The organism is Pseudomonas sp. GW-45 (assembly GCF_056896675.1).
The window spans coordinates 2,786,527-2,813,393 of sequence record NZ_CM167674.1 but is presented as its reverse complement, the minus strand read 5'-3'; the positions used below and the strand labels follow the sequence as shown (position 1 = coordinate 2,813,393).

Sequence of the window (26,867 nt, the reverse complement as noted above, 5' to 3'; positions counted from 1 at the left end):
CTAAGGGCGGCTTCTGGTTTGAAACTTGCGGCTGCTGACGTTAGCCCGCCTGGTTTAGCAGATACTGGGTTAGCAGTGGAACCGGCCGGCCGGTAGAGCCTTTCTCTTTTCCGCCACTGATCCAGGCGGTGCCGGCGATGTCCAGGTGCGCCCAGCGGTAAGCCTTGGCGTAGCGTGACAGGAAGCAGCCTGCAGTGATGGTGCCGGCCTTTGGGCCACCGATGTTGCCCATATCGGCAAAGGGGCTGTCCAATTGCTCTTGATACTCATCAAATAACGGCAACTGCCAAGCGCGGTCGCTGGCCTGGTTGCCGGCGTTGAGCAGCTGTTGTACCAATTCGTCATTGTTGCCCATCAGCCCGGAAGTATGGCCGCCAAGCGCAACCACGCAAGCGCCCGTGAGGGTGGCGATATCGACTACGCTGGCGGGTTTGAAGCGCTCGGCGTAGGTGAGGGTGTCGCACAGCACCAAGCGGCCTTCAGCGTCGGTGTTGAGAATTTCGACGGTCTGGCCAGACATGGTCGTAACGATGTCGCCTGGTTTGGTGGCGGTGCCGCTCGGCATATTCTCAGCGGAAGCGATCAGTCCGACCAGATTAATGGGCAGTTGCATGGCGACCACTGCTTTAATCACGCCAAACACGGTGGCAGCGCCGCACATGTCGTACTTCATCTCGTCCATTGTTGCGGCGGGTTTGATGCTGATGCCGCCGGTGTCGAAGGTGATGCCTTTGCCGACCAACACGTGTGGCTGATCTTTGGCTTTGCCGCCGTTGTAGCTGATGCGGATTAACTTCGCGGGCTCTGCGCTGCCGGCGCTGACTGATAACAGGGCTCCCATACCGAGGGCCTTCATGTCCTTCTCTTCAAGCACTTCGACTTCCAACTCTTTGTGCGCCTTGGCCAGTGCCTTCGCTTCCTTGGCCAGATAGGTTGGCGTGCAGACGTTGCCGGGCAGATTGCCAAGGGTACGCGACAGGTTCATGCCTTCGCCGATCGCTGCGCCCTGCGTGATGGCTAGCTTCAGCGTAGCGGCATCGGCCTTGTCGGCGGACCAAAGAGCGATTTTCTTCAGTTTGGGCTTGTCGGCTTTTTTGCTTTTGAATTGATCAAATTGGTAGAGATTGTCGTAGCAAGTTTCAATCAGCAACCGTGTTTGGGCATAGAGATCACGGTCTTTGACCGGTACTTGGGAAAACGCAAATACCGCATCGCTGGCCGGGCCGCCTTTGAGGGTGGCAATGGCCTTTTGTGCCAGGCGACGCCAAGCTCGGTCGCTCAAAGCCTCGTCCTTGCCGCTGCCGATCAGCAATACGCGTTGGGCAGCGATACCGGGTAACGCTAACAACATCAGTGTCTCACCGGCTTTGCCGCTAAGATCACCACTCTTCAGCGTTGCGCTGATTTGCCCGCCGCAGACGCTGTCGAGGTCGGCCGCTGGGCCGCTGAGCGTTTTGCCTTCACTGACTGCGACAACCAGTGCGCCGCATTTGATTGTTTCCAGTGCGCCGTGCTTTACGTTGAACTCCATGGTACTCCCCAAGACAAATCATGTTGATTGACTGATAATACGGGTTCGATCCCGTGGGTATCTGTTCAGCCTTGTGCTGTCAGACGTGTCTGCTCTGCATTCTGGCCTATTCGCGCCAGCCCTTAAAGACCCAGAGCCAAGGAAGTTACTGTGATTGTTTTTCGCTATCTGAGCCGTGAGGTGTTGCAGACTTTAGCTGCGGTGAGCGGCGTATTGCTGCTGATCATCATGAGTGGTCGCTTTATCAAGTACTTGGCCCAAGCAGCTGCCGGGCAACTTGATTCTGGCGTGCTCCTAATGATCATGGCCTACCGCTTGCCGGGTTTTATGGTTTTGATTCTGCCGCTGGGCATGTTCCTCGGAATTTTGCTGGCCTACGGCCGGCTCTACCTTGACAGTGAAATGACGGTGTTGTCTGCCACGGGTATCAGCGATCGAAAGATCATTGGTTACACGCAAGGCCCAGCGCTGCTGATAATGCTGATAGTTGGGTTGTTGAGTTTCTGGATTGCACCGGCGGGTGTGTTGATGACTCAGCAGTTGTTTAACCAGCAGGATGCTCTGACCGAGTTCGATACCTTGGCTGCCGGTCGCTTTCAGGCGCTGGGCAGCGGCCAGCGAGTAACCTATGCCGGTGGCCTGTCGGATGATCGTACGCAATTGGAAGACATTTTTATCACTGAGCGTCGCGGCGAAGGCGAAGACTCGAAACTGGGTGTGCTGGTCGCCGCTACCGGCACTCAGGAACTAAACGCAGATGGCAGCCGTTACCTGGTGTTGAATAAGGGCTTTCGCTACGAAGGGCAGCCGGGAGAGGCTGATTTCCGCACTATTGAATACGATACCTATGGCGTATTGCTGCCCAAGCCCGAGGTGCAGACAGAGGTGACTGATCGCGAGGCGATGTCTACCGCTCAATTGCTGCGTGAAGACGGCCTGGACGAGCGCGCCGAGCTGCAGTGGCGTATCGCGATACCACTGCTGGTACCCATAGTCGCGTTCTTTGCGGTGCCGCTGGCACGCGTCAACCCGCGCCAGGGGCGCTTTCTCAAGCTGCTGCCGTCGATTCTTTTGTATATGTCCTATCTGGCATTGTTGATCAGTGCACGTGGCTGGATGGAGTCCGGCAAAACTCCTGCGGTGTTGGGTTTGTGGTGGGTGCACGGATTGTTCCTGATCGTCGGACTGGTGCTCAATCGTCAGGCGCTGCTGGCGCCCAGCCGCGCTGCCGGAGGTGCTCATGCGTAAGCTCGATTGGTATATCGGCAGCTCAGTTCTTCTCAGTATTCTGGTTGTATTGGCAATCATTGTTGGGCTGGATCTGCTGTTTGCTTACATTAATGAGCTGGATGACCTGGAGGGTGGCTACGGCCCATTGCAGGCGCTCACTTATGTGCTGTTGACTGTGCCACGTCGGTTGCATGATCTGCTGCCGCTGGCGGCGTTGGTAGGCTGTTTGGTGGGCTTGGGGACGTTGGCCAGCAACTCTGAGCTAACCATTATGCGGGCAGCAGGCGTGTCCATTGCGCGCATTATTGGCGCAGTGATGAAGCCCCTGGTGGTGCTGATGGTGCTCGGTGTACTGGTCGGCGAATATGTGGCGCCGTATACCGAGAACTTGGCCGAGAGCCGTCGGGCAATCGCCGAGGGCAGCAACGAGGCAGTCAAGGCGAAGGGCTTATGGCATCGCGAGGGTGATGATTTTATCCACATTAATGCGGTGCAACCTGACGGCATTCTGCATGGGGTAACGCGTTATCGCTTTGATGAAAAACGACACTTGCTGGAAGCCAGTTTCGCGCGTCGCGCTAGCGTGCAGGAGAATGATTGGTTGATGGAAGATGTGCGAACCACGCGCTTTGCCACCAATGGCGAGAGCGAAGTGTCGAGCACGTTTCAGGATATCTGGGACATCCACCTGTCTCCCGGATTATTGCGTGTAGTATTGCTCGATGCGGATGTGCTTCCGCTCAGCGGTATCTGGCAGTATCAAGAATATTTGTCGAAGCAGGGCTTGAACAATAAGCCTTACTGGCTAGCGTTCTGGAAAAAACTGTTTCAGCCCTTGGCAACAGCGGCCTTGGTGTTTGTAGCGATTTCCTTCATTTTTGGCCCGTTGCGCTCGGTAACCATGGGGCAGCGTCTGTTCACTGGCGTACTGGTCGGCTTTGGCTTCCAGATAGTGCAGGATTTGCTGGGACCCTCGAGTCTGGTCTTTGGCTTTTCGCCGCTGATTGCGGTGCTTTTACCTATAGCGCTGTTGTTTCTGGCCGGTATTTTCCTGCTGCGACGGGCAGGTTAAGGGTGTTGGACTGGCTGCCTAGGTTTATGTGCAGCCGGTTCCGCAATGACTGATGGGTGGGTTATGCTGCTGAGTAATTAAGGATAAGCAGCAAAGGTGCTGACAGGATGCCAGGTATCCACATCTGATGGTCAAGGAAGCCCCCCCATCCCGTATTTTATCGGCCGGCCTGGCGATCGCCATGCTGCTGTTTTTCTCCTCCATTTACTTCGCTTCCAGTCCGCTATGGCTCGGCTTCACGGCTGAACCAGGGGAGCTCGGTGTGCACGTTGTGCGCGTGGATACAGATGGCCCGGCGGCGGGCTTGTTGCATCGCGGCGATGAACTCCTGGCCGTGCGCAGCAATGCAGGGCAGATGCAGCTGGAACCTTGGGATGCGGTTTCCGAGCCGGACGACGCTGAGTTGTTTGCTACCTATAATCGTTTTTTTCAGCGACACGAGCAGATGTGGTCGATTCTGGGCGGTGAGGACGCTGCGTTTTTGGTGCGGCACATTAGCGGTGATGCCCAGCCATCATGGATACGACTGCAGCCTTTGGCGCTGCGGGGTATCGGGAATCTGCCGGGGCTATTCTGGTATCAGGTCGTCTGCGGTCTTGCCATTTTACTAATGGGGATTGCCGCGTGGGCCTTTGTGCAAAGCGAACGAGGCCCTTTGTTGTATGCGCTAGCCGGGCTCGCCGTCGCGATTGCCATTGTCGCCAGTGCCATCTATACCACCCGAGAATTGAGTCTGCCGCCGGACTGGTTTCTTGCCCTTTCGCGCATTAATCAGTTCGGCGCCATGTTGTTTGCCGGCACGGGCACCGCGTTATTCTTTTATTACCCCACTCGTCTTGGTCGTTTCCCCTTAGATAAAGTAATGCTGCTGATTGTGGGGTTGATCCTGCTCGTCAACTGGCTGCAGCTGGTCCCCAGTCTGGATGCGGTGGCGCGTTATCCGCTGCTGGCTTGGTGTTTTGTCGATATCGCTTTTGCCATCGCGCAATGGCGACGTACCCGCCTTGAGCCGGTCGAGCGCGCGCGATTGAAGTGGTTGGTATTTGCTTGGTTTACTGGAGCGTTAGGCTATCTGGGTATGGTTGTGACGCCACAGGTATTTGGACTAGAACCGATAGCTGCACAAAAATATGCATGGGGCTTCTTCGTAGCGTCCTATCTGGGTATTGCTCTTGGTATTGTGCGCTACCGCTTGTTTGATTTGGACCGGTGGATTTTGCTCGCCTGGTTCTGGTTTGCCTTCGGTGTGCTCTTTATCGTGATAGATGCGCTGCTGATCATGGCGTTAAATCTGGAAGCCAGCATGGGACTGCTGGTGTCATTGGCAGTGGTGGGGTGGGCGTACTTGCCTATCCGACAGTCGTTTTTAGCATGGTTGATGCCCAAGGATGGAGGTGGTGTGTTGCACGAGCATCTGCCGAGCATTCTGCAAGAGGCGTTCAAGCACCAAGGGACGTTAGACGACCAATGGGGCAGCGCTTTACAGGCAGTATTTAACCCACTGAGTATCGTTGCTCTGCAAGAACAACTGGATGCACCGATACTGCGCGAAAATGGCCTGCGCCTTGCCGTGCCTGGAATGCACGCTGGGGAGGGGCTGTTATTGAGCTACGCCGGGGGCGGTGCACGCTTGTTCGACCGCCATGATGCGGAGTTCTGTTCGCAGGCGTTGGCGCTATTTATCTATGCGCGCGAGTATCACCAGTCTTATCAGAGCGGTGTTATCAGTGAGCGAAAACGGGTCGCGCGCGATTTGCACGACGATGTGGGTGCTCGATTGTTGTCCGTGGTCTATCGGGCGCGCGGCGATGAAGAGTTGCAGCAGCTGGCCCGCGACTGCTTACGTGAGCTGCGGGAAGTGATTCAAGGCCTGCAGAAAGATGTGGTTCTGGTAAGGCAAAGCTTTGCCCGCTGGCAAGCGGAGGCGCGGGAGCGTTGCAGGTTATTCGAGTTGCGGCTGGACATGCAGCTGGAAGAAGCGGTGGCGAGCGAGCGTTTGAGTCCGCGTCAAGAGCGAAATTTGTCGCGAATATTGCGCGAATGCCTGACTAATACCTTCAAGCATGCTCGTGCTACTGATGTGCGAGTGGAGTTAAAGGTAGAACATACTTATCTGGTGTTGCAGTATCGAGATAATGGCGCCGGCATGTTGGCCTCCAATGAGGAGCAGACTACGGGCCTCGGTGTGCTCGGTATTCAAGAGCGCTGTAGAGAACTGGGTGGCGAAGTCTGTTGGTGGTCACCTTTGGATGGTGGCCTGGCCATGCGTTGTGATATCCCTGTGAAGGCGAGTTGATGTGATGAATAATGTGCTGATTCTGGAAGACCTGAAAGATGCCCAGAACTGGCTAGCAGAGGCGGTTCTCGTGGCTTGGCCTCAGGCGCAGTTGAGTACTTACGCGCGATTAGGCTCTGCACTTAAAGCGTTGGACGCAGCACGACCCGATCTATGTTTAGTGGACCTGCAACTGCCGGACGGTTCAGGCATCGATTTTATCCGCGAGTGCAGTCAGCGCTACCCGGAGGCGCTTTTGGTGGTCGCCACCATGTATGACGATGACTTGCATCTATTTCCCGCGCTGCAGGCCGGTGCGAATGGCTATCTGTTGAAAGACGATACTCAAACGCAGATTGCCCTGGCGCTTGAGGGGGTGGCTCACGGCATCCCGCCTTTGTCGCCGCAGATTGCTCAGCGTATGTTGGGATTCTTCCAACACGTTATCGGCCCGCTGGGTGTAGGGGCGTCCTGGCGACCTGATCTGTTGCCAAGTGAGGATAGCGCGAGGCTAAGTGAGCGCGAGCGCGAATTTCTATTGGTTATCGGTAATGGCTACAAGACCGCTGAAGCAGCGGATATGCTAGGGGTTAGCTATCACACCGCAGCGAAGCACATTAAAAATATCTATGCCAAGTTGGGTATCAGTAGCCGCGCTCAAGCAGTGCAGGAAGCCATCCGTATGGGGCTGATCAACTGAACCCATGCCTGAGATTTCTTTGCGCGGATCTGCGCTATTTGGTCTTCCACCTAGGTTTGGGTTTGGGAAAGGGCTTCAGTCCTTGAAGCTGCCCTTGGGGAGTACCACTAATTGGGTGTTGGAGGCGATATCCTGCCAGCTACGTGACTGTTTGTCCCATAGCTGCCAGAAAAATCCCAAGCCGCCGCAGAGCCAGGATAGCTGGCAAACCAACAGACGAATCAATGCCTGCTTGTGGCTGATCGATTCACCATTGGGTTGTTGCAGGCGTATGCGCCAGGCCTGCATACCGAGCGTTTGGCCTTTGATGGTCCAGAATGTCAGATAGAAAACGGTGGTCACCAGCAAGACTATTAGGCTGAGTAAGTGATCGCCCACGAAGCCGCCGGCATCGGCTTGTTGATGGGCTGCCGCTTCGCCATAAAAGCCAATATAAATGCCTAGGTAGCCAAAGGTAACCACCATCAATACCGCCAGTAACAGCATTAAGTCATAGCCCGCCGCGGCAAGGCGGCGAATCAGTCCGCAGGCTGGGAAGTCCCCTGTCGGGGTCAGCAGTTTGACTGCCATGTTATCTCCTGGGGTGGTATTAGAGCGCTTAGCGCGGCTTCAGCGGTGGGCTGACGAAGGACACCGCGCTGAGGCCGGTGCTCATAAGGGCGCGAATGTTGGCGTGATCACTGCCCGCAGGATCGCCTAATACCGCCTGGTAATGCTCGGCAAAACACTGCAAGGTCTGTTGATCGTTCAGCTGCAAGTCTTTTGCCATTGCGAGTACTTTGCAGGAGCCTTGATTCTGTTCGGCGCTGTTGTGCACAGCACCATTGTCGAAGGCGCTGGGCTGATAGCTGTAATGTTGCTCGATGTGGCTCAGCGTATCTGCGAAGCAATGCTCTGGTGTACCCAGGCGGGCGACGAATTGTTCGGGGGTCATGCGTTATCCTGTTTCTGCGCCTGATCGAAGGCGGCCTGTTGTTGTGGGCTGGCTTCGATCTGATATTTGGCTTTCCAGTCTGCGTAAGGCATGCCATAGACTGCTTCGCGGGCCTCGTCCATGCTCAGCTCGATCTCCAGGTCGTCTGCCGCGCCTTTGTACCATTTGGATAGGCAGTTGCGGCAGAAACCGGCCAGTGTCATCAGGTCGATGTTTTGCACGTCCTTGCGGTTGTTCAAATGGCTGACCAGGTTACGAAAGGCGGCGGCTTCAAGTTCAAGGCGTTCCTGTTTGGTCATGCTCAACTCCTGTTGTTCATTTAGGTGCGACGAGTGCCGTCAAGGCGTCGAAAGCGTTGTAAAAAGCTTTCGAGCTAAGCATAAAACGCGGTCAAACAAAGTCAATTAGCGGCTTTGTTAGCGTTGCGCGCTGAGGGCGATGGATACCGACTCAGCGAAGCGCAGCGCATGTGGCTTATCCACTTCTACTTCGGCGTAATGCACTTGTGGCTGCTGCATTACAATGTCCAGCAACTCCTGCGTCAGGCGCTCCAGCAGAGCAAAGCGGTTGCCTTCAACGTGGGCAATCAGTGCTTTGGTGATGGTCCGGTAATTCAATGCCTGCTCTATATCGTTCACTGCTACGGCATCCGCTGCCGGGTAGAGGATGATCACATTGATGAGGATATCCTGTTGATTACGGATTTCGTCAGCGTTGATGCCGATATAGGTGCGCAGGCGCAGATCTTTAATACGGATGCGCGCAAGGCCGGGTGCGAGTGTATTCATGTCAGTTCCGGGCAATCAGCTGCAGAAACTCTTGCCGAGTATTGACCGAGTCGCGGAAAGCGCCAAGCATCACCGAACTGTGCATCGACGAGTTCTGTTTCTCTACTCCGCGCATCATCATGCACATGTGCTTAGCTTCAATCACTACAGCTACGCCGGCGGCGTTGGTGACCTGTTGTAGTGCCTCGGCAATCTGGCGGGTCAGGTTTTCTTGAATCTGCAGGCGCCGAGCGAACATATCGACAATACGAGCGACCTTGGATAAACCAATGACCTTGCCGGTGGGTATATAGGCGACATGTGCTTTGCCGATGAAGGGCAGCATGTGATGCTCACATAGCGAATACAGTTCGATATCCTTAACGATCACCATTTCGTCATTGTCTGACGCGAACAGTGCGCCATTTACGATCTCGTCTAATGATTGCTCATAGCCACGACAGAGAAACTGCATGGCCTTTGCGGCGCGCTCGGGCGTCCCTTTGAGCCCATCCCGCTCCGGGTTTTCACCCAGGTTGGTCAGGATCTCGAGATAATTCTGTGACAATTTTTCCAGACTCATAATGTCTTCTCGTCGGCTCATTTGAGGTGCCTGCCACCGTTCAAGGGCAGGCTGCTTCCGGTGATGTATGGGTTGTCTAGCAGATAGCGAATTGACTGGTAGACCACCTCTGGGCCGGGCTCTATGCCCATGGCAGACTTAGCCAGTGCCTTGGCGCGGTAGTCGGCGTCATCTGTATCGTTGAACATGATCAGCGCCGGGCTGATGCAGTTGACCTTGATACGAGGGGCAAGCTGCGCGGCAAAGGAACGTGACAATCCCTCTAGGCCGGTCTTGGTAGCGCAATAAGCCACGTGTTTGGCACTGCCCTTGCGCGTTACGTCGTCACTCAGGTGAATGATGTCACCCGTTTCATCTACTGGAAACAGGTCAGCGCACTGACTGTTGATCATGTAAGGCGCCTGCATGTGCACCATAAACATCTGCTGCATCGCCGCATGGCCTTGTTGATCGTCCATCCAGGTAGACGCGTTGTGGATGATCGCGCGCAGACTGACAGAGCGCTCTTGCAACTGATCAATCAGCCCCTGAATGCCTGCCACGGTCGAGAAGTCGGCAAGTAAAATTTCGACGCCATCAGGCAACGCGGCATCGCGCTGGGCATCCAGTGCGCGACAGCTGATGATGACCCTGTGACCTTCCTCAACTAGACGCTTGGCGCAATGCAGGCCAATACGTTGTGCGCCGCCGGTAATGAGTATGCTTCTAGGATCGCTCATGGCTCACTTGAGTCAGTAATGATTGTCTGTCTGCGGTTGATTGAGTAAATGTTGCGAGGCAAGCAGTGGCAATCAACGGTAGCTTTAAGGCGGGCATGTTAACACGCACAAGCGGGCTGACAGCAGTGCTATAGCGCCTGCGATATTAATGCCGCCCGACCAATGGGCCTTGCTGCTGCCGCAGCGTCGCTAAGATTATGTACAATGCGCGTATAACTTACCGATACTGATGGCAACAAGCTGGTTGTCTGTGACCATACCCATGATCAATACCATCCCCGGCCGCGTGCTGGACACTGAAACGCTCTACCCCATACGTGAGGTCTCTCGCCTGTCTGGCGTCAACTCGGTAACTCTGCGTGCTTGGGAGCGTCGTTATGGGCTCTTGGTGCCGCAGCGTACTGAAAGCGGCCATCGTCTTTATTCTATGCGAGATATCGATCGTGTACGGGCCATTGTCAACTGGATTGCCCGTGGCGTGCCGGTTAGTAAAGTAGCGACCATCATCGATCGTCAGGTGATGCCGACGCTGAGTTTGGCAACTACACCACAGATTGACAATCAAGCTGAGCAGCATCTGCAGGCAGCGCGTGAGCAGCTGATGGCAGCGGTGACAGGTGGGGATTTAATCGAGTTGGAACGTGTCTATGCGTTGACCTTTTCCCGCTGGACGCTGACGCAAGTATGCAACGATGTGCTATTGCCAGTGTGGCGGCAATATCGTTTGCAGGCCAGGCAAGTTGGCGCCACTGGGCATTGGGCGTTGTTTGATGGGTTTCTGCGTGGCCGCCTCTTACAGCGCCTTGCCTTTTTACAGCCCTCTCGTGCCAGTGTGCTGCTGGTTAGTCTGCAGCCGCCTGAAGACGAAGTTGAGGTGCTGTTAGCGTCGCTGTTTCTGGCTGAGGCGGATATCAATATCGCTTACCTCTCCTGCCTACCTACGGTCGAGGATTTGTCGTTGATGACCGCAAGTGGACGGTATCAAGCACTGCTGCTGTTTAGTGATCGTGCGCTTGAGAGCAGCTTGTTAGTGCGGGAACTGCCTCGTTTGAATCTGCAGCTGGAATGCCCAGTCGCTGTCGTGGGTGCCTGCTGTGAATTACAGAGTGCGGCATTACAGCGATCCAATATCAGCCGCTTGGGGCTTGCGCAACGCTCGCTTACTGATAGCGTGCGACAGCTGCTGGCGGGGCGTTTTGATAGCTAATCCGGGCCTGCGAATTTTATTTTTGATGGCGTCTTGTAGGTAACTTAGTGGCTACTTGCCATGCTTCCCTATTTAAGATCATTATGAGAACAAGTGAGGAGCGCTGTTTCTATACAGCGTCGGCCTGCCCCGAATTGCAAGAGAACGTACATGTTTTGGCGTAAAGAAACGACCAAGTCTTTGCAGGTGATGAAGATACAGTCTGACCAAATCAGGCTGGGAATGTACGTTTCCGAGTTGGATGTGCCCTGGCTTGAAACCCCTTTTTTATTTCAAGGATTCATGCTGGAAGACCCTGATGACCTTATGACGGTCAGGGGTCTTTGTGCTTATGTTTATATTGATGTAATGAAAACCCGCATACCGATGAGCGATTTGCAGCGGTTGCCTGCGGCGAAGAGTCCAATCGCTTATCCGATCACGACAGATATACAAACGGAAATCCGCACCGCCAGTAAGCGTTATGGCGTCACTTTTCAACATGTTCGAGCATTGCTGACGCAAATTGAGAATGGTGAGCAGGCGGGCCTGCAGGCATTTCCTGAATTAGTAAGAGGTTGTGTTGAGTCTATTCTGCACAATCCATCGGCGCTGATGTGGCTGACGCGAATAAAACACCGTGATCAGTACACCGCTGAGCATTGTATGAACGTCGGGGTTTTAGCGATGGCGCTGGGCCGTCAGCTAGGCATCGGACGCAAGCACATCGAACTGCTAGGTCTTTGCGGCATGTTGCACGATGTGGGCAAAATGCGTTTGGATCAAGAGATTCTCAATAAGCCTGGCAGGCTAACAGCGGAAGAGTTTGATCACATCAAGCTACACGTCACTTACGGTTATGAAGAGCTAAGCCAGGACCCTGATATGCCGCAGGAAGTGATGAAAGTTGCGTTGCAGCATCATGAGCGCTTAGATGGCAGGGGCTATCCTAAGGGCGCTTTGGCCGGAACACTGGATTTCTATACGCGCGTTGTCGCCATTGTCGATGCGTACGATGCCATCACTAGTCGTCGCTGTTACAGTTCGCCCAGGTCGTCTGCCGAAGCCTTGAAGATATTGTATGAAGAGCGCGGCACCCAGTTTGACGAGAAACTGGTCGTTAAATTTATCGAGTGCGTAGGTCTTTACCCAGCGGGTGCTTTGGTTGAATTAAGCTCAGGCGAAGTGGGTGTAGTGCTGGCCGTCAACCCGGAACATCGCTTATTACCTAAAGTGGCTTTGATTCGAGATGCAGAGAAGCGAACCATCCCACAGCGAGTAGTGGATTTGTCCGCCAGTCGCAACGAGGAGGGTAAGCCTGATCTGCGAGTAAAGTCCGTGCTGGTTGACGGTAGTCATGGCATTGATTTAGAAGCCTTCACCCAAAGCAATATCAACCTAAGTAGTAGTTAAACTCTCCTGCTTATTGAGTTGCTGCACGTAACTGCCGCAACTCCTCCTCAAGACCCGATGCCTTCTGCTCTGCCTCAACCTGCGCCGTGACATCTTTCTGAATGCCGATGAAGTAGGTCAACTGGTCGGCCTCGTTGAGCACGGGGGTGATCGACAGCTCGTTCCAGAATAAGCTCCCGTCCTTGCGATAATTACGAATAGTCGCGCGGCAAGGTTGGCCGTTTTTGATGCCGTCGCGAATAATCTGCAACCCTTCTTGATCCGCGTCATCTTTTTGCAGAAAGCGGCAGTCCTGGTAGAGGATTTCGTCTGCGCTGTAACCGGTGAGGGCTTCAAAAGCGGGGTTTACATAAATAAGAATGTTGTCGTCGCCTTCTTGTTCGGCAACCACTATGCCGTCGTTAGACGCATTGACCACTAGTTGCAGCAATTTGGCGTTAATCATGGTGTGCGCTGACTCCTTTTATGTTTTTTTGCATTCTATAGCAGTGCACGGGGCTGTCCAGTTACGTCACCATTCGCCTGCTGGTTTGCTGCATAATAGCCGGCCGATGACAGGGCTTTAAGGAGAGTTGAGACATGCACTTGGTGATTGTGAGTGGCACGGTATTTGGTACGGCGGACCTGGTTGCAGACGAAGCGCAGAACTTCTGCGAGGCAGGGGGGCTCAAGGTCAGTCGGTTGAAAGCCCTAAACCTGGACGCGTTGCTGGCGCTGCAGCCCGAGGCCTTGCTGGTCTGTACCTCCACGACCGGCATGGGTGAATTGCCGGAGCCACTGGTGCCGTTATTTCACGAAATGCGTGATCGTTTTCCGCTGTTCACCGCAGTGCCTTTCGGGGTTATAGCCTTGGGCGATGCCGCCTACGGGGATACCTTCTGCCAAGCGGGCGAGGAGTTTCGTGAGCTGCTGCTGGAGCTGCAGGCGCGCGAGATAGAACCCATGTTGCGATTGGATGCCAGTGAAACCGTTACCCCGGAAACCGACGCAGAGCCCTGGCTGCAGCGTTTTGTGGTCGCTCTGCAAGGCTGATCAGCTGGGGTTTTCAGGCAGGGGCGCGCCGCTGGCAAGCTGGGTCAGTCGCTCTTCATCCAGAATCAGTATCTGGCCGTATTGAATATGCAGCCAGCCTAGACCCTCCAGACGCTTTAGCAGTTTGTTGATGCTCTGACGTGAACTGTTGAGCATCAGGCCCAGCGATTCCTGCGACAACTGTACGCAGGGGCGGCCACCTTCATCGTCAGTCTGACCATAGTTGTGCGCGTGCATAAGCAGGCGCTTGGCCAGCCTGGATGACAGTGGCAACAGCGCGCTGTCCTCGAGCATGGCAAAAGAGATACGAATGCGCCGGCACAGCAGCTTCATGAACAGCGGATAGAGTTCGGGACGGCGTTCCAACATCTGTTGAAACCCCAGACGCGGGATCATCAGCAATTCAGTATTGCCACTGGCTAGCGTGTCGTGCGAGCGGGGCAAGCCGTCGAACAGTGATATTTCGCCGAACCAACTCCCTGGAGTGAGGACCGCGAGTACCGCTTCACGGCCGTCGGGGCCGATGTTGCTGATGCGCGCCGCGCCGCTGATCACGCCATAGAGGCCGTCGGGCTGATCATCCTTGGCGTAGACGAACTCCCCGTCACCCAGGGTGCGGACCTTAGCCAGTGCCAGCATCTCATCCAGCGCATCCTTTGGCAGTTCGCTGAACCAGCGGTTTTTCTGCAGTAATTTCGCCAAGCGTTCAGTGTCTTGCATGGCAGACACTGTAACGTGTTTGACAGTCCGCTTCGCCGTCACCGTCTAGACTCCCCTCATACCGAACATTCCGTAGTATGCCGTATGCATAGGGGGATGTCCTGTACTGGCAGTTACCCGCATGGGTGCCATTTACCTTATTCCAATAAAAGAGGATTGCCCGATGAACGCAGTACATTCACTGGTAGAGCAGAGCGTCAAGGATCAGGTTAGTGCAGAAGAGTGGCAGGTGCGGGTAGAGCTTGCCGCCTGTTACCGGCTGATCGCTATGTACGGTTGGGATGATCTGGTCTTCACTCATATCTCCGCTAAAATCCCGGATACCGATCACTTCTTGATCAACCCCTACGGTTTGATGTTTGAGGAAGTGACAGCGTCCAATCTGGTCAAAATCGACCTGCAGGGCAATAAGGTTGTTGAGTCGCCCTATAACGTTAACCCTGCGGGCTTTACCATTCACAGCGCGATCCACGAAGTGCGCCACGACGCCAACTGTGTGATGCATACCCACACGGCTGCAGGGATTGCCGTTTCTGCTCAGAAAGAAGGCATCTTGCCGATTTCCCAGCAGTCGATTTTCGTGCTCGGCAGCCTTGCCTATCACGATTACGAAGGCGTTGCCCTGAACGACGAGGAGAAGCCTCGTCTGCAGGCTGACCTGGGTCGTGCCAACAACCTGGTACTGCGTAACCATGGCTTGCTGACGTGCGGTAAGACTGTGCCAGATGCCTTCTTGACCATGTATACCTTGCAACGTTGCTGCGAAATTCAGGTGCGCGCTCAAGCGCAAAACGCCGAGCTGATTCCGATTCCTCAAGCGGTGCTGGATGGTGCTGCGGCAAGCATGAAGAAGGCCACCAATGGCGCGGGCGCCGGGATTGCCTGGCCAGCTCTGATGCGTAAGTTGCAGCGTGTGAATCCGGGTTTCGACGTCTAAATAGATGTCTAAACTCAGCGGCATTCCCCTGGACGATTGGATCGTTCAGGGGCGCGATTTCACTTATCGCGGCCACAGCATGCGCTATTGGACGGCGGGCGAAGGCGAACCTCTGTTACTGATTCACGGCTTTCCATCGGGTTCCTGGGATTGGCATTACCTATGGAAGGCGCTAGCCGGGCGCTACCGGTTGATCGCAGTAGATATGATGGGGTTTGGCTTCTCGGCCAAGCCGCGGCATTATCACTACAGTTTGCTGGATCAAGCTGATCTGTTGCAGGAGGTGCTCCTCCATCTCAACGTGGGCCACTACCATGTTTTTGCGCATGACTACGGCGACAGCGTGGCTCAAGAACTGCTTGCCCGCGATGCGGTAGGTCCAGGCAGGTTGGATTCGGTATGCTTTCTTAACGGCGGCTTATTTCCTGAAACCCACCACCCAGTACGTATGCAAAAGCTGCTGATGAGCCCGATTGGCTTTCTGTTTGGCCGACGCTATAAACGCGAAAACCTGGCGCAGGCGTTTAACAAGATTTTTGGGCCAAAGACCAAGCCGAGTGAGCCGGAGCTGGATGGCTTTTGGCGCATGATCGAGTTTAATCAGGGAACCAGAGTGATGCATTTGTTGATCCGCTACATAGCGGAGCGCAGAGTCCAGCGCGATCGCTGGGTTGCGGCCATGCAGCAGACGCAAGTGCCAATGCGTGTAATAGACGGTGCAGTGGATCCAGTATCCGGCGCACACATGGTGGCGCGTTACCGCGAGTTGATGCCGCAGCCCGACACGGTTCTGTTGGCGGGTATTGGGCACTATCCGCAGGTAGAAGCGCCGGAACAAGTACTTGAGCATTATCTGCAGTTCCGCTCTGCACTGGTTAAGCAGCAGAGCGACGCGTCTGTACCGACCCCGGCATAATGCCGGGGTTTTTATTGCAGCGTTAAGCCTGCTTGTCGCGCAGAAACACCAGTTTGTTTTCGCTACTGGCGCTGGCATCGAAATAGTAACCGTCGGTGGCGAAGTCCTTTAAACCCTCAGGATTCTGCAAGCGCTCCTTGATGACATAGCGGGCCATCAGACCACGGGCCTTCTTGGCGTAAAAGCTGATGATCTTGTGCTGGCCGTTCTTATAATCCTTGAACACGGTATCAATAACCCGCGCCTGGAGTGCCTTGGGTTTCACCGCACCGAAGTACTCTTGCGAGGCCAGGTTGAGCAGCACCTGATCACCTTGTGCCGCTAAATCCTCATTCAGCCATTCGCTGATGCGTTCCCCCCAAAAGGTGTAAAGATCCTTGCCGCGCGGGTTGCTCAGCTTGGTACCCATTTCGAGTCGGTAGGGCTGCATCAAATCGAGTGGACGCAGCAGGCCGTAAAGGCCGGACAACATGCGCAGGTGCTCTTGAGCAAATGCGAAGTCATCGCCGCTGAAGTCTTCCGCGTTCAGGCCAGTGTAAACGTCACCCTTAAATGCCAGCAGCGCCTGCTTGCTGTTGTGCCGTGTGCTGTTTCGCTCCCAGCTGCCATAACGAGCTACGTTGAGGCTGGATAGCTTGTCGGACAGGGACATCAGTTTGGCGATCTCCTGCGGCGACTTTTCCTTGAGCACGTCAATCAGTTCTGCGCTGTGCTCTAGAAAGCGCGGCTGAGTGCTTTTCTCGGTAATCGGCGGGGTGTCGTAATCGAGGGTCTTGGCGGGGGATATGACCATCAGCATGGATGCTGGCTCCTGTAAAAGCGTTGCCGGCATTATGCCTCAAAGCAATTGGTCTGGCCCTTTATAGGGTTGATAAAGGTACTCAATCAAGTGCGCCCGCATGAGCGGGCGCACTGGCTGGCTGAATGCAAAGGGTTAGAGGTGGGTTTCGGCGTACTCGGCCAGGGCGGAGCGTGGAACGCCCTGCAAGTGGATGTGTACACCAAGAGGAAAGTCTTTGAAACATTCGGTCAGATAGGTCAGCCCCGAGCTGGTGGCATTCAGGTTAGGGGTGTCGATCTGCGCCAGGTTACCGAGGCAGACCACTTTTGAGCCGCTGCCGGCTCGGGTGATGATGGTCTTGATTTGGTGCGGGGTAAGGTTTTGGCTTTCGTCGATCAGAATGAAGCTTTGCTGGAAGCTGCGACCACGGATGTAGTTCAGCGATTTGAATTGCAGCGGCACCCGGTCGAGGATGTAGTCCACGCTACCGTGGGTACTTTCATCATCCATGTGCAGCGCTTCAAGGTTGTCGGTGATAGCACCGAGCCAAGGCTCCATCTTCTCTTTTTCGGTGCCTGGTAAAAAACCGATATCTTCGTCCAGCCCTTGAGTGCTGCGGGTGGCGATGATGCGGCGGTAGGTCTTGCTGACCATGGTCTGTTCGATGGCAGCGGCCAGCGCCAGAATGGTCTTGCCTGAGCCTGCGGCGCCCGTGAGGTTGACCAGGTGGATGTCCGGGTCGAGCAGGGCGAACATTGCCAGTGCCTGGAAGATGTCACGGGGCTTCAGTCCCCAGCATTCCTGGTGCAACAGCGGCTCCTGATGCAGGTCCCGAATATTCAGGTTTTTTCCGTCGATGGCTTTCACCCAGCCGATGAATCCTTGGTCATCAATGATGAAGTCGTTCAGGTGTAATGCTGGCAAGTTGTCGGTCAACTGCACGTTGTGCAGCGTTTGGCCGGTCAGCTGACGGGTTTCTACTTTATTGACTCGATCCCAGAAGGAGCCCTCAATCTGATGATAGCCGCGCGCCAACAGGTCAATGTCATCGAGCAACTGATCGGTATGGTAATCCTGAGCATCAATGCCGCAGCCACGTGCTTTGAGGCGCATATTGATGTCTTTGGAAACCAAAACGATGCGACCATCGGAGTAGCGATTCTGTAGATGACAGAGTTGGTTGATGATCTTGTTGTCGTTGAGATCGTTGGGCAGGCAGTGTGCGGGGATGGCGGTTCTTTCCATAAGGATGGCGAGGGTGCCGTTCGGCCCCAACTTGCCGCGCTCAATGGGGACGCCTTGTTCCACCTGATCCGGCGGTGCTACACCAAGGGTCTTGTCGATTAGCCGGATAGCCTGGCGGCAGTCGGCGGCAATGCTGGTCTTGCCTGACTTGAGTTTGTCGAGCTCCTCGAGAACGGTCATGGGGATGACGACGTGATGTTCTTCGAAATTCAGCAACGCATTTGGGTCGTGGATGAGAACGTTGGTATCAAGGACGTAGAAGGTGTGTTCGGTAGGTCCGCACGCTTCCATATGCTATTACCTCGCAAGGGCCGGGACACTTGGTCTGTATCAGGCGCCTGAGCTGCGCCTGGCAGTCCGCAAGGCCGACTCGCAAGCCAACGGGTATCAGAGGATCACCTGTTGGCGTGGGCCGGTTAAGCGAGGTATAACGCAAAAAATATGACCTTCACAAGCGTGCTCAGAGCATATTTTTGAAAAAGCCTGAAATAGACGAATGGAGCTGGGCAGGGTTGGAAAAAGCGCGATATAGTCATTGGCCCGGTTGCGTAAAAAGTAGGCTGATCTGCTCTATTTACGCTTTTTTTACTGCATTCTCCCCGTTCTAACCTGACTCGCCGCTGTTCTGCAGGCGCGACCTTGCCATGCCTTTAGCGCAGCGGCATAGGCGAGTTAACCTCTATCGCACATTGAGTAAGCTATTGGGGGTGCCGGGAAGTACGCAGCCTCAGACCGATGAGTGCGGTCTGAGGCTGAATACGGTTAACGTCGCCCTTGGGTACGATCGCGGCGGCCAGAAGCGCGTTTGCGACTGGCAGCTGCGGCATTCGCCTGCTCGGCCTCGTTAGCGTCGCTGGCAGCCTTCTCTTCGGCGGACTGATGCCGCTGCGGGATTGGCTCGAGGTAATTCTCTTCCGGCGGTATACAGGTCAGTTTGCCGCCCAAGAGTTCTTCAATCGGCGGTATTTGGAAGGCATCGTCTTCACCGGCCAGGCTGATTGAGGTGCCTTTGGCGCCGGCGCGGCCGGTGCGGCCAATACGGTGTACGTAGTCTTCCGGATCATCCGGCAGGGTGTAGTTGATCACATGGCTGATGCCGTCAATGTGAATGCCACGCCCGGCCACGTCGGTGGCAACCAGTACGCGCAGCTTGCCTTCGCGGAAGTTGTCCAGTGTGCGTACGCGCTTTTGCTGCGGCACATCGCCGGATAGTTGCGCGGCGTTGATGCCATCACGCACCAACCGCTCCTGCACACGGCGCACCTCGTCTTTACGGTTGGCAAATACCATGACGCGCTCAAGCTCTAACTGGGTGACCAGGTTATAGAGTACTTTGTATTTATCCTTGCCGCTGACCGCGTAGACCTTCTGAGTGATGTTCTCCGAGGCTGGGCGTTCGGGTTCGATCTCAACAATCGCCGGGTCTACTGTCCACTGCTGCGACAGGTTCATTACGTCATCGCTAAAGGTAGCGGAGAATAGCAGCGTCTGACGCTCGCCCTTGCGCGGGGTCTGACGGATGATCTGGCGTACCTGTGGAATGAAGCCCATGTCGAGCATGCGATCGGCTTCGTCGAGGATCAGCACCTCGATCAGATCCAGATGTACCTCGCCACGGTTACAGAAGTCGAGCAGGCGGCCGGGGGTGGCAACCAAAATATCGCAATACTTCTTCTCCAGCTGTTTGATCTGTTTGTCGTAGTCCATGCCGCCCACAAAGGCCATGACATTCAGTGGGCAGTACTTGGTCAGGCCCTCAGCGTCGTTGGCTATCTGCATGACCAGCTCCCGAGTTGGCGCGATGATTAATACTCGCGGCTCGCCCATAAAACGTTCGTCCGGTGCTGGCGTTTCCAGTAACTGAGTAATGGTCGATAGCAGGAAGGCGGCGGTTTTGCCAGTACCGGTTTGTGCGCGGCCAATCGCATCGTGGCCCTTTAGAGTGTTGCCGAGTACGGCAGCTTGAATCGGCGTGCAGTAGCTGAAGCCTTGCTCCTGAATGGCCCGCATGACGGAATCGGGCAGCGGAAAGTCGTGGAAGCGAGTCTTGCCTTCAGCCGGTTCAACCTGAAAGTCAGCAATGCTCCAAGGTGTGACGGGAGCAGCGTCTGCGGGCTTTTGGCGCGGTGGGCGAGGTTTCTCTGGCGCAAGTTTTTCTTCCGCAACAGCACTTTGCGCACGCGGTGATGGGTGGCTTTTTGCGGCGGACTGATCAGCCTTTTTGCTGGGCCGTTCTTGCTGTTCCGGTATGGGTGCGGCAGGGGCTGCGGCTTGCTCTTCTGGCTTATTTAACAGCTTCTTCAGTGCTTTGAGCACAGGCGTCTCTCGGTTATGTGAACAAAAAATGATGCGCCAGTGTAAAGCAAGGCCGCGCGTTAGCGAAGCCTTGAGGCGGTTGTTTTTTGATCAGGTGAGACGGGCTGCTAGAGTCCGAGGCGTGCTGTCAGCCAATCGCGAATGTCGGCAACTTCCTGCGGGCAGACTTCGTGCGCCATTGGGTATTCGTGCCATTCGGCGGTATGCCCAGCCGCTTCTAATAGGTCGTGTGCTTCACGCCCCATACTCATGGGTAACACGTCATCGCCGCGGCCGTGTGCGCAGAAGATCGCTAGCTTGGGCGCATTTTTGGTCTGTTGCAGTAGTTCACCGAGGTTGGGTCCGTAAGTCGATAGCGCCATGACGCCGGCCAGAGGCAGTGCGTTTTGTATGGCGGTGCTGAGCACTACGGCGCCGCCCTGCGAAAAGCCAGCCAGAATAACCCGGCTGGGCATGATGCCCTTGGCCTGTTGATCGGCGATCAAGCCTTTGACCGTGGCGACGGACTCATCCAACTGCGCTTGATTGATAGCGCGTGCCGGCGACATACCGAGAATGTCATACCAGCTGGGCATAGGCATACCGCCGTTGATAGTGACCGGACGGGTAGGCGCCTGTGGAAATACAAAACGCACGCCGTGGTTTTGCGGTAGTTTCAGGGCATCCACTACGGGAACAAAGTCGAAGCAGTCTGCGCCCAGGCCATGCAGCCAAATGACGCAGCTAGTGGCGGCTGCAGCGGGTTCGATGATGTGCGGCTGTTGGGACATGCGGTACTCCATGAGCGGTAAACGAAAAAGATGCTGCCCTTTATACGGTTGGTTTTGCCCAATACCAAGCGATAACCGCCAAAGCGCTGCCGAGAGTTGCCCAGGAGATCAGGTCGAACAGCCCATCGCCGACCAGTGCGCCGATCAGGCCTGTCAGGCTCAACAACCCCAGCAGCAAGGGTGCACGGAATATCTGCCAAAGGGTTTTGCGATTACTGCTCATGCGTTCACTTCCTCGGCCAGACCGCCACTCTTCACTTCTGCTACCCGGCGTGCGGTGGAGCTGCGGCGCCCCAGCCAGAGGTATAACCCGGAGCCAAGCACCACTATGGTGGCCAGATCGAGCAAGGCCCAGATTATTTTCAGCGGCATTGCGCCGTAATCGCCAAAGTGCAGTGGCTGCGACATTAGCAGCGTAGTCACGTACCAAGGCGTGGGCTCTGGTGGCAGCAGTTTGCTGCTTTGCGCATCCACCAGCACGGGTTGCAACAGGCGCGCGGTCAGCGGCGTATCACCCTTGTAGAAAATGGCGTAGTGGTGCTTGGTGGAAAACTGGCTGCCGGGCCAGGCGATGAAGCTCATGTGCATATTCTGTATCGCGGCGTCTGCGGTATTCACTGAGGCCTGCAGCGATCCAAGTTTCTGCGGGGCTGGCTGGTCTTGATAGTCTGCTGCCATCGTAGCGAACTGATCCTGTTGCCAGTATCCGATCACGAGCGGGCTTAGCGTATTGATGCTGCCGGTCAGACCCACCACCAATGCCCAGACCATTGTCACCGCACCGAGCAAGTTATGCAGATCGAGCCATTTTAAACGAGAGCTGCGCTGGCGCCGCACGGTGCCGAAGTCCAGTTTGCGCATGAAGGGCGCATAGAGCACCAGTCCAGAGATGATAGCGACCACGAACAGCAAGCCCATGAAGCCGAGAAACAGCATGCCTGGCAGACCAGCAAAAAGATCAACGTGCAGCTTGAACATGATGTACATGAAACCGCGATCTGGCTCTGGCGCATCCAGCAGCGCTGCGGTGCGCGAATCTATGACCAGTGAGATGAATTCATCTGGTGGTGCATCCATGCTTTTCGCCATGGAGACAAAACTCATGTTGGGGTGTTCTTCGTTGTCCCAGAACATAAAGCGGATCACTGCGTCGGGTCGCTCGCTCAGCGCGGCATCGACGATGCGATCCAGGCTTGCTTGAGGAGTGTCTGCCGGCATCGGCGGCGCTTCTGTTTCTTCTTCAAAAAAATGGTCAATTTCTTCGTGGAAGATCAGTGGTAGTCCGGTAATGCACAGCAGTAGCAGAAACAGCGTGCAGACAAGACTGGTCCACTTGTGGACCAAAAACCAGGCTTTGACGTTCATGGTGAGGGAGCCCTGTCCTTTCAGAATTGGCGATATTTGCGCGGCATTTATCCCGCTTCCCGCGAGCAGGGCGAGGTATAGAAGATATGTATCTAAATAAAAATCAGTCTTATTCTGATTTATTGCTGTTAAAAATACAACGCCGCGGTTGCGGTTAAAGCCGGCCCGGATGGATCGGCTTGGACAGGGCTAGTGCGAGGGGAGGTACAAGGGCAGATCAGGCCCGTGACATAAATTTGCCTGATTCGGTATTGATGCGCACCACCTCGCCCGTTTCCAGATACTCAGGGATCTGAATTTCCAGGCCGGTAGCAAACCGGGCGGTCTTGGTGCGGGCGCTGGCGGAAGAGCCTTTGATCGCCGGCGGTGTTTCTTCGATTGCCATTTCTACTACGGCGGGTAGCTCGATGCCGACCAAGTTGCCTTCTACCACCAGTCCATACAGGCCTTCAATGCCGTCAAAAATGTAATCTATTTCGCTTTCAAGTTGATCGGGGTTGAGCGTGAACTGGGCGAAATCTTCGTTATCCATGAAGGTATAACCGTCGGCGTCCTGAAACAGGAACTGCATCTGCCCCTTCTGGAAGTCTATAGGGCTGAGCATGTCGTCGCCGGTCAAACTTTGGTCCAGTTTCTGTTTGGTCTGCACATGGTTGAATCGCACCTTATACAAAGTGGTGCCACTGCGTGACGAAGGGCTTTTCACCTCAATATGGCTGACGATGTACGGCTGGTTGTTGATCTGGACGATATGGCCTTTTTTTAGTTCGGCAGCTCTAGGCATGGCGGATGACTCAGCGAGGTAGTAGAAGGCGGGTATTTTGCGCCTGGCGGTTGCTGCTCGGCAAGATGCAGCAACCGCTCACAGGCTGTGTTCAGAGTGGTGGTGAACCGCCGCCGGGTTCGGCGTCACTGCTGACGTCGTTTGGCGTTGTGGGGTCCTGATCCTTGCTCTTTTGCGGAGCCTGCACAAGGTTTTCACTGGTCTCGGAATCTTCTATGCGAGAGCGGTGTACCAGTTTTTCCAGGCCTTTACTGTCGCGCAGGTTGATATCCAGCTGACGGAAGGCGATTTCGATGCCATTTTCCTTGAACAGCCGATCCACTTCACGATTGATCTCGTCGATAGCCTGATTGCGGTCCCCGAGTTCTTTCACGTGAATGCGCAGCTCATGCTCCAGCGTGCTATCACTGAAGTTGAGAAAGAACACCAATGGTTCAGGGTCCTTCAGAACTCGCGGATTGTTCTTTGCGATTTGCATCAATAACTCGCGGACCTTTGCCACGTCGGAGCCATAGGCAACGCCCACTTTAATGATGACGCGGGTAATGGTGTCCTGCAGGGACCAGTTGATAATCTGCTCGGTGACGAAGTTTTTGTTCGGAACGATGATTTCCTTATTGTCGAAATCGGTAATGGTGGTGGCGCGGATGCGTATGCGGTTGATGGTGCCGGACAGTGGTCCTATGGTGACCACATCGCCGATACGCACCGGGCGCTCAAACAAAATAATCAGACCAGAAATGAAGTTGGCGAAAATTTCTTGTAGACCAAAGCCGAGACCCACACCCAGAGCCGCGACCAACCATTGTAATTTGTCCCAACTGACACCCAGAGACGAAAGGGCGCTGACCAGGCCAAAACCGACAATCACATAACTTAGTAGGGTGGTCACTGCGTAGCTGGTGCCTTGGCGTAGCTCCATACGCGAGAGTACTAGTATCTCCAGCAGGCCGGGTAGGTTACGTGCCAAGGTGAAAGTCAGAATCAGGGTGACTACTGCACTCAGAATGTCGCCAGCGCTGATGGGGACCGAGTCACCCGAGCTGATGCCGTCTCCTTCATACTGCCAGAGCGTGACGGACTCCAGATAGGAAGCGGCACTGATCAAATCGGCCCAAGTAAAGTAAAGCCCAACACTGAAGATGATTACCAGAGCCAGTTTGGCGAGACGCAGGGATTGTTGATTTATCTGCTGAATATTCATCTCGGGCACCTCGACCGCAGCTACTTCGCCCTCCTGGCCCTCACGAGCCTCTGCGGCTTGGCGTTTGCTCACCGCGCGCTGATAAGCAAGGCGGCGGCCAGCGACGTTCAGATTGCGAACCACGGTCCCTTCAACCAACATCCACAAAACGATTAGATACAGGCTATCAATAAAGCGCTCGGCCAGTTTGACCGCAGTGTAGTGATAACCCCAGATGGTGATGCCGGCCAGCAGCAATGGCGCCAAGATCAGCACCGCAGTGGCACTGAAGTGCAATACGCGTGAGTGATACAGCGGCTCGCTGCGCCACATCAGACGACCCAGCAGCCCCGCTAACAGAAACATGCCTATCAGCATGGTCGCTCGTCCTAGCGCATCTCCACCGGCATCCAATGGCAGCGCGCCATGCAGGCCAAGCACTAGCACCAGCGGCAGCAAAATCCAGGCGAGTCGACGGGCCAGCGTGTGCAGTCTTTGCACCAGACTCTCAGCCCATTTGAAGTGCCTTGCAGCAATGCCGCGGTGATCGAGTACCCGATAAAGCAGATGCAGTACAAACCAGGCAAGGCTCACTTTCAGTAGTGCCAGCCCGAGGTAAGGCATGACCGGGTCCTGGCCCAAGTGCATCATCAGGCCTAGACACAGCAGTGCCAGCGGGATGGGGCTGATGATCATTACTGTCAGCGCTAGCGCACGGGGCGTGTGCCATGGGCTATCACGGCGGAAGTGCCCCACTTCATCGTGCAGGGTATTGAGCCGGCGGCGCAGGCTGGGTTGGCGCCACAGGTATACGGCGAGGAAGAGGCCAAATAATATGACCCACGGGTAATTTTGTTTCAGTGTGGTCGCCAGGTTACGCGCCACCTGCTTGAGATGCAGGCTGTCGATCTGGTGCTTGGCTTGATTCGGAAAGTTGATCAGCCAGCTCTTGTCCAGTGGCTTGCTGCTGGCTACCCAGAACAGCTGATCATCGATAGTGCGTTTGAGGTCGGAGCTCAACTGCTGCAGTTGGCGTTGGCTTATCTGCAAGCTGATAGCCAGATTAATCAACGTATTGATATTGGTGTTCAGTTGCTCAACCAGCGTTACCCGACTGGTTACCATCTGTTCAAGCCCTGGTCGCAGCGCATCGCGCTGGCGCACCGGGATCTGCAACAGTAATTCATTCAGAAAGGCATCAGGGTTGGTTAAGTCTTGGCTTAATTGATTGAGCTCAAACTGGCGTAGACGCAAATCGGCGATTTGGTCGGCGATGCGGCTGTCAATGCTGACCTTAGGTAGCAAGTTCTTCTGTTGGTGCAAAATACGTGACAGCAGCAGGCTGCCTTCGAGTACATCAATCTGTTGTTCGAGCGCTTTGTCGACTTGGCTCAGTTGCTCGAATTGTTGTTTGGTCTCGATGTTGCTGCGGGTCAGATCGCCAATTTCGCCGGTGGCGGAAAGTAGCTCTTCACTCAGTTGCCGATTGATTGCGCTTTGCTGCTGTAGCACCTGATTCTGGCTATCCTGAGGCTGGGTAGCATCACTCACGGCTTTCTCTGAAGCGCTGCGGCGTTTCTCGTTGATGACTTCTTGTAGGATCTGCAGGTCGTCCTCAATCTGGCGGATTTGCAGGCTCAGCAGGTTCTTTTTTTGCGTGGCGAGGTCTTGCAGAGCATTGTTGCCGGAGAGTCTTTGCCGCAGCAGGTCATTAGCGGCATTAAGATACTGTTGCTCGGCCTGCAACATATCAACGCGCGCACGGCTTTGTTGGGTTTGCTGTTGGCGCTGTAATGAACGTAGCTGGTCGCTGACCGCTTGCGCGCGCTTCTGATTCTCTGAGACGCTGGCTTGAGTGCGCTCAGGCCGGGTTTGTGCGGCAATTAGGTCGGAATTGACGTTGGTTAACTCGTTTTGCCAGGTGAACATTTGATTGGCCTGTTCACCCAGCCGATTCTCTAGCGCGTGCAGCTCCATACCTTCCAGCTCGTCGCGGCGAGTATTGGTGCTGCGTTTTGCCAGTTGGTTATGCTGCGCACGAATACTTTGGGTCGCACGTGGCGCGTCGCTTATCTCTTTTTGCAACGCCTCCTGGTCAGCTTGGGTTTGCTCAAGCTGTTTCAGGTAGTTCAAGGTGTTTTGGTATATCTCGCTCAGCTCGCGCTTGTCCGGCTCGGGTAGTGAGCTGTTGTTCAGTGTTTCGATGTTGGCACTGACAGTTTCCATACGCTGTTGCAGGTCGTCACCGGTCGGCGCCTCTTGAGCTAGCACCCCGGTACTTAAAAAAACGCAGAGAACGAAGGATAAAAAAAAGCGCGGCATGAAAGGTGATCCTGATGTGTCCTGACCTGAAGGGTAGCCGTCCGGCTAGCACTTGGGAAGCTGACTGATGCGAGCGCCAAAAGTTT

General features: G+C 55.1%; 26 protein-coding genes. 9 read left to right on the top strand and 17 right to left on the bottom strand.

Features of this window, described 5'->3' with window-relative positions:
* Nucleotides 1-40: 40 nt before the first annotated feature.
* Nucleotides 41-1,531, bottom strand: a complete 1,491-nt coding sequence (locus tag AC1XYH_RS13010; protein WP_483323599.1) for a leucyl aminopeptidase — start codon at nucleotides 1,529-1,531, stop codon at nucleotides 41-43.
* A gap of 150 nt (nucleotides 1,532-1,681) precedes the next feature.
* Between AC1XYH_RS13010 and lptF the strand changes: the two genes are divergently transcribed.
* The 4 genes from lptF (at nucleotide 1,682) to AC1XYH_RS12990 (ending at nucleotide 6,808) form a co-directional block, all read left to right on the top strand.
* A complete protein-coding gene (gene lptF / locus AC1XYH_RS13005) occupies nucleotides 1,682-2,779 on the top strand; it encodes an LPS export ABC transporter permease LptF (RefSeq protein WP_483323598.1) in 1,098 nt (365 codons plus the stop codon).
* Nucleotides 2,772-3,833 carry an LPS export ABC transporter permease LptG gene (lptG, locus tag AC1XYH_RS13000; protein WP_483323597.1) on the top strand — a complete coding sequence of 354 codons (1,062 nt, stop codon included), beginning with the start codon at nucleotides 2,772-2,774 and terminating at the stop codon, nucleotides 3,831-3,833. Before lptF ends, lptG begins: the two co-directional genes overlap by 8 nt.
* Nucleotides 3,834-3,960: 127 nt before the next feature.
* Nucleotides 3,961-6,129, top strand: a complete 2,169-nt coding sequence (locus tag AC1XYH_RS12995) for a sensor histidine kinase (RefSeq protein ID WP_483323596.1) — start codon at nucleotides 3,961-3,963, stop codon at nucleotides 6,127-6,129.
* A gap of 4 nt (nucleotides 6,130-6,133) precedes the next feature.
* Nucleotides 6,134-6,808: a response regulator gene (locus tag AC1XYH_RS12990; protein ID WP_483323595.1), complete on the top strand. Its 675-nt coding sequence runs from the start codon at nucleotides 6,134-6,136 to the stop codon at nucleotides 6,806-6,808.
* Nucleotides 6,809-6,883: 75 nt separating this feature from the next.
* Here AC1XYH_RS12990 and AC1XYH_RS12985 read toward each other — a convergent pair whose 3' ends face one another.
* The 6 genes from AC1XYH_RS12985 to folM all read right to left on the bottom strand — a co-directional run bounded on the left by AC1XYH_RS12985 (nucleotide 6,884) and on the right by folM (nucleotide 9,811).
* Complete coding sequence (locus tag AC1XYH_RS12985; protein WP_483323594.1) at nucleotides 6,884-7,378, bottom strand: RDD family protein; 495 nt, start codon at nucleotides 7,376-7,378, stop codon at nucleotides 6,884-6,886.
* 28 nt (nucleotides 7,379-7,406) lie between these two features.
* Complete coding sequence (locus AC1XYH_RS12980; RefSeq protein WP_483323593.1) at nucleotides 7,407-7,742, bottom strand: HopJ type III effector protein; 336 nt, start codon at nucleotides 7,740-7,742, stop codon at nucleotides 7,407-7,409.
* Nucleotides 7,739-8,041, bottom strand: coding sequence for a DUF1244 domain-containing protein (locus AC1XYH_RS12975; RefSeq protein ID WP_483323592.1), 303 nt, complete (start codon nucleotides 8,039-8,041; stop codon nucleotides 7,739-7,741). The genes AC1XYH_RS12980 and AC1XYH_RS12975 overlap by 4 nt, the downstream gene beginning before the upstream one ends.
* Before the next feature lie 117 nt (nucleotides 8,042-8,158).
* The gene (gene folX, locus AC1XYH_RS12970) at nucleotides 8,159-8,530 is read right to left on the bottom strand and encodes a dihydroneopterin triphosphate 2'-epimerase (RefSeq protein ID WP_483323591.1); all 372 of its coding nucleotides are present in this window, start codon (nucleotides 8,528-8,530) and stop codon (nucleotides 8,159-8,161) included.
* Between the two features lies 1 nt (nucleotide 8,531).
* Nucleotides 8,532-9,092, bottom strand: a complete 561-nt coding sequence (folE, locus tag AC1XYH_RS12965) for a GTP cyclohydrolase I FolE (protein ID WP_483323590.1) — start codon at nucleotides 9,090-9,092, stop codon at nucleotides 8,532-8,534.
* Between the two features lie 17 nt (nucleotides 9,093-9,109).
* Nucleotides 9,110-9,811 (bottom strand): dihydromonapterin reductase, encoded by a 702-nt coding sequence (gene folM, locus AC1XYH_RS12960; protein ID WP_483323589.1) that lies wholly within the window; start codon nucleotides 9,809-9,811, stop codon nucleotides 9,110-9,112.
* Nucleotides 9,812-10,073: 262 nt separating this feature from the next.
* On the opposite strand from folM, the gene AC1XYH_RS12955 reads away from it, so the two are divergent.
* Nucleotides 10,074-11,018, top strand: coding sequence for a MerR family transcriptional regulator (locus tag AC1XYH_RS12955; RefSeq protein WP_483323588.1), 945 nt, complete (start codon nucleotides 10,074-10,076; stop codon nucleotides 11,016-11,018).
* 150 nt (nucleotides 11,019-11,168) lie between these two features.
* Nucleotides 11,169-12,410 carry an HD-GYP domain-containing protein gene (locus AC1XYH_RS12950; protein WP_483323587.1) on the top strand — a complete coding sequence of 414 codons (1,242 nt, stop codon included), beginning with the start codon at nucleotides 11,169-11,171 and terminating at the stop codon, nucleotides 12,408-12,410.
* A gap of 10 nt (nucleotides 12,411-12,420) precedes the next feature.
* On the opposite strand, the gene AC1XYH_RS12945 is transcribed toward AC1XYH_RS12950, so the two are convergent.
* Nucleotides 12,421-12,855, bottom strand: coding sequence for a PAS domain-containing protein (locus AC1XYH_RS12945; protein WP_483323586.1), 435 nt, complete (start codon nucleotides 12,853-12,855; stop codon nucleotides 12,421-12,423).
* 134 nt (nucleotides 12,856-12,989) lie between these two features.
* Between AC1XYH_RS12945 and AC1XYH_RS12940 the strand changes: the two genes are divergently transcribed.
* A complete protein-coding gene (locus tag AC1XYH_RS12940) occupies nucleotides 12,990-13,442 on the top strand; it encodes a flavodoxin domain-containing protein (RefSeq protein ID WP_483323585.1) in 453 nt (150 codons plus the stop codon).
* Here AC1XYH_RS12940 and AC1XYH_RS12935 read toward each other — a convergent pair whose 3' ends face one another.
* On the bottom strand, nucleotides 13,443-14,162 hold the full coding sequence (locus AC1XYH_RS12935; protein WP_483323584.1) for a Crp/Fnr family transcriptional regulator: 720 nt from the start codon (nucleotides 14,160-14,162) through the stop codon (nucleotides 13,443-13,445).
* A 163-nt stretch (nucleotides 14,163-14,325) separates the two neighbouring features.
* Between AC1XYH_RS12935 and AC1XYH_RS12930 the strand changes: the two genes are divergently transcribed.
* Both AC1XYH_RS12930 and AC1XYH_RS12925 read left to right on the top strand, forming a co-directional pair.
* Nucleotides 14,326-15,099 carry a class II aldolase/adducin family protein gene (locus tag AC1XYH_RS12930; RefSeq protein WP_483323583.1) on the top strand — a complete coding sequence of 258 codons (774 nt, stop codon included), beginning with the start codon at nucleotides 14,326-14,328 and terminating at the stop codon, nucleotides 15,097-15,099.
* Nucleotides 15,100-15,103: 4 nt separating this feature from the next.
* Nucleotides 15,104-16,015 (top strand): alpha/beta fold hydrolase, encoded by a 912-nt coding sequence (locus AC1XYH_RS12925; protein WP_483323582.1) that lies wholly within the window; start codon nucleotides 15,104-15,106, stop codon nucleotides 16,013-16,015.
* 22 nt (nucleotides 16,016-16,037) lie between these two features.
* On the opposite strand, the gene yaaA is transcribed toward AC1XYH_RS12925, so the two are convergent.
* From yaaA to mscK, 8 genes are all read right to left on the bottom strand, one after another.
* Nucleotides 16,038-16,814, bottom strand: a complete 777-nt coding sequence (gene yaaA / locus AC1XYH_RS12920) for a peroxide stress protein YaaA (protein ID WP_483323581.1) — start codon at nucleotides 16,812-16,814, stop codon at nucleotides 16,038-16,040.
* A gap of 135 nt (nucleotides 16,815-16,949) precedes the next feature.
* Nucleotides 16,950-18,332 (bottom strand): PhoH family protein, encoded by a 1,383-nt coding sequence (locus tag AC1XYH_RS12915; protein ID WP_483323580.1) that lies wholly within the window; start codon nucleotides 18,330-18,332, stop codon nucleotides 16,950-16,952.
* A 471-nt stretch (nucleotides 18,333-18,803) separates the two neighbouring features.
* Nucleotides 18,804-20,357, bottom strand: coding sequence for an ATP-dependent RNA helicase RhlB (rhlB, locus tag AC1XYH_RS12910; RefSeq protein ID WP_483323579.1), 1,554 nt, complete (start codon nucleotides 20,355-20,357; stop codon nucleotides 18,804-18,806).
* Between the two features lie 107 nt (nucleotides 20,358-20,464).
* The gene (locus AC1XYH_RS12905) at nucleotides 20,465-21,127 is read right to left on the bottom strand and encodes an alpha/beta hydrolase (protein WP_483323578.1); all 663 of its coding nucleotides are present in this window, start codon (nucleotides 21,125-21,127) and stop codon (nucleotides 20,465-20,467) included.
* A gap of 40 nt (nucleotides 21,128-21,167) precedes the next feature.
* Nucleotides 21,168-21,350, bottom strand: coding sequence for a hypothetical protein (locus AC1XYH_RS12900; RefSeq protein WP_483323577.1), 183 nt, complete (start codon nucleotides 21,348-21,350; stop codon nucleotides 21,168-21,170).
* A complete protein-coding gene (locus AC1XYH_RS12895; protein WP_483323576.1) occupies nucleotides 21,347-22,492 on the bottom strand; it encodes a PepSY-associated TM helix domain-containing protein in 1,146 nt (381 codons plus the stop codon). The genes AC1XYH_RS12900 and AC1XYH_RS12895 overlap by 4 nt, the downstream gene beginning before the upstream one ends.
* Before the next feature lie 217 nt (nucleotides 22,493-22,709).
* Nucleotides 22,710-23,276, bottom strand: a complete 567-nt coding sequence (gene efpL, locus AC1XYH_RS12890) for an elongation factor P-like protein EfpL (RefSeq protein ID WP_483323575.1) — start codon at nucleotides 23,274-23,276, stop codon at nucleotides 22,710-22,712.
* Nucleotides 23,277-23,367: 91 nt separating this feature from the next.
* Entirely contained in the window at nucleotides 23,368-26,781 is a 3,414-nt protein-coding gene (gene mscK / locus AC1XYH_RS12885; RefSeq protein WP_483323574.1) for a mechanosensitive channel MscK, read from the bottom strand.
* Between the last annotated feature and the right edge of the window lie 86 nt (nucleotides 26,782-26,867).

What these genes read in the sequence shown, in the direction of transcription:
- folE (WP_483323590.1), bottom strand. Translation starts at nt 9,092, where the DNA reads ATGAGTCTGGAAAAATTGTCACAGAATTATCTCGAGATCCTGACCAAC.
- folM (WP_483323589.1), bottom strand. Translation starts at nt 9,811, where the DNA reads ATGAGCGATCCTAGAAGCATACTCATTACCGGCGGCGCACAACGTATT.
- AC1XYH_RS12950 (WP_483323587.1), top strand. Translation starts at nt 11,169, where the DNA reads ATGTTTTGGCGTAAAGAAACGACCAAGTCTTTGCAGGTGATGAAGATA.
- AC1XYH_RS12895 (WP_483323576.1), bottom strand. Translation starts at nt 22,492, where the DNA reads ATGAACGTCAAAGCCTGGTTTTTGGTCCACAAGTGGACCAGTCTTGTC.
- lptG (WP_483323597.1), top strand. Translation starts at nt 2,772, where the DNA reads ATGCGTAAGCTCGATTGGTATATCGGCAGCTCAGTTCTTCTCAGTATT.
- AC1XYH_RS12980 (WP_483323593.1), bottom strand. Translation starts at nt 7,742, where the DNA reads ATGACCCCCGAACAATTCGTCGCCCGCCTGGGTACACCAGAGCATTGC.
- efpL (WP_483323575.1), bottom strand. Translation starts at nt 23,276, where the DNA reads ATGCCTAGAGCTGCCGAACTAAAAAAAGGCCATATCGTCCAGATCAAC.
- AC1XYH_RS12925 (WP_483323582.1), top strand. Translation starts at nt 15,104, where the DNA reads ATGTCTAAACTCAGCGGCATTCCCCTGGACGATTGGATCGTTCAGGGG.
- AC1XYH_RS12930 (WP_483323583.1), top strand. Translation starts at nt 14,326, where the DNA reads ATGAACGCAGTACATTCACTGGTAGAGCAGAGCGTCAAGGATCAGGTT.
- AC1XYH_RS12900 (WP_483323577.1), bottom strand. Translation starts at nt 21,350, where the DNA reads ATGAGCAGTAATCGCAAAACCCTTTGGCAGATATTCCGTGCACCCTTG.
- AC1XYH_RS12975 (WP_483323592.1), bottom strand. Translation starts at nt 8,041, where the DNA reads ATGACCAAACAGGAACGCCTTGAACTTGAAGCCGCCGCCTTTCGTAAC.
- AC1XYH_RS12940 (WP_483323585.1), top strand. Translation starts at nt 12,990, where the DNA reads ATGCACTTGGTGATTGTGAGTGGCACGGTATTTGGTACGGCGGACCTG.
- AC1XYH_RS12935 (WP_483323584.1), bottom strand. Translation starts at nt 14,162, where the DNA reads ATGCAAGACACTGAACGCTTGGCGAAATTACTGCAGAAAAACCGCTGG.
- AC1XYH_RS12990 (WP_483323595.1), top strand. Translation starts at nt 6,134, where the DNA reads ATGAATAATGTGCTGATTCTGGAAGACCTGAAAGATGCCCAGAACTGG.
- AC1XYH_RS12915 (WP_483323580.1), bottom strand. Translation starts at nt 18,332, where the DNA reads ATGGAAGCGTGCGGACCTACCGAACACACCTTCTACGTCCTTGATACC.
- yaaA (WP_483323581.1), bottom strand. Translation starts at nt 16,814, where the DNA reads ATGCTGATGGTCATATCCCCCGCCAAGACCCTCGATTACGACACCCCG.
- AC1XYH_RS12955 (WP_483323588.1), top strand. Translation starts at nt 10,074, where the DNA reads ATGATCAATACCATCCCCGGCCGCGTGCTGGACACTGAAACGCTCTAC.
- AC1XYH_RS12905 (WP_483323578.1), bottom strand. Translation starts at nt 21,127, where the DNA reads ATGTCCCAACAGCCGCACATCATCGAACCCGCTGCAGCCGCCACTAGC.
- AC1XYH_RS12985 (WP_483323594.1), bottom strand. Translation starts at nt 7,378, where the DNA reads ATGGCAGTCAAACTGCTGACCCCGACAGGGGACTTCCCAGCCTGCGGA.
- AC1XYH_RS13010 (WP_483323599.1), bottom strand. Translation starts at nt 1,531, where the DNA reads ATGGAGTTCAACGTAAAGCACGGCGCACTGGAAACAATCAAATGCGGC.
- AC1XYH_RS12945 (WP_483323586.1), bottom strand. Translation starts at nt 12,855, where the DNA reads ATGATTAACGCCAAATTGCTGCAACTAGTGGTCAATGCGTCTAACGAC.
- AC1XYH_RS12995 (WP_483323596.1), top strand. Translation starts at nt 3,961, where the DNA reads ATGGTCAAGGAAGCCCCCCCATCCCGTATTTTATCGGCCGGCCTGGCG.
- mscK (WP_483323574.1), bottom strand. Translation starts at nt 26,781, where the DNA reads ATGCCGCGCTTTTTTTTATCCTTCGTTCTCTGCGTTTTTTTAAGTACC.
- folX (WP_483323591.1), bottom strand. Translation starts at nt 8,530, where the DNA reads ATGAATACACTCGCACCCGGCCTTGCGCGCATCCGTATTAAAGATCTG.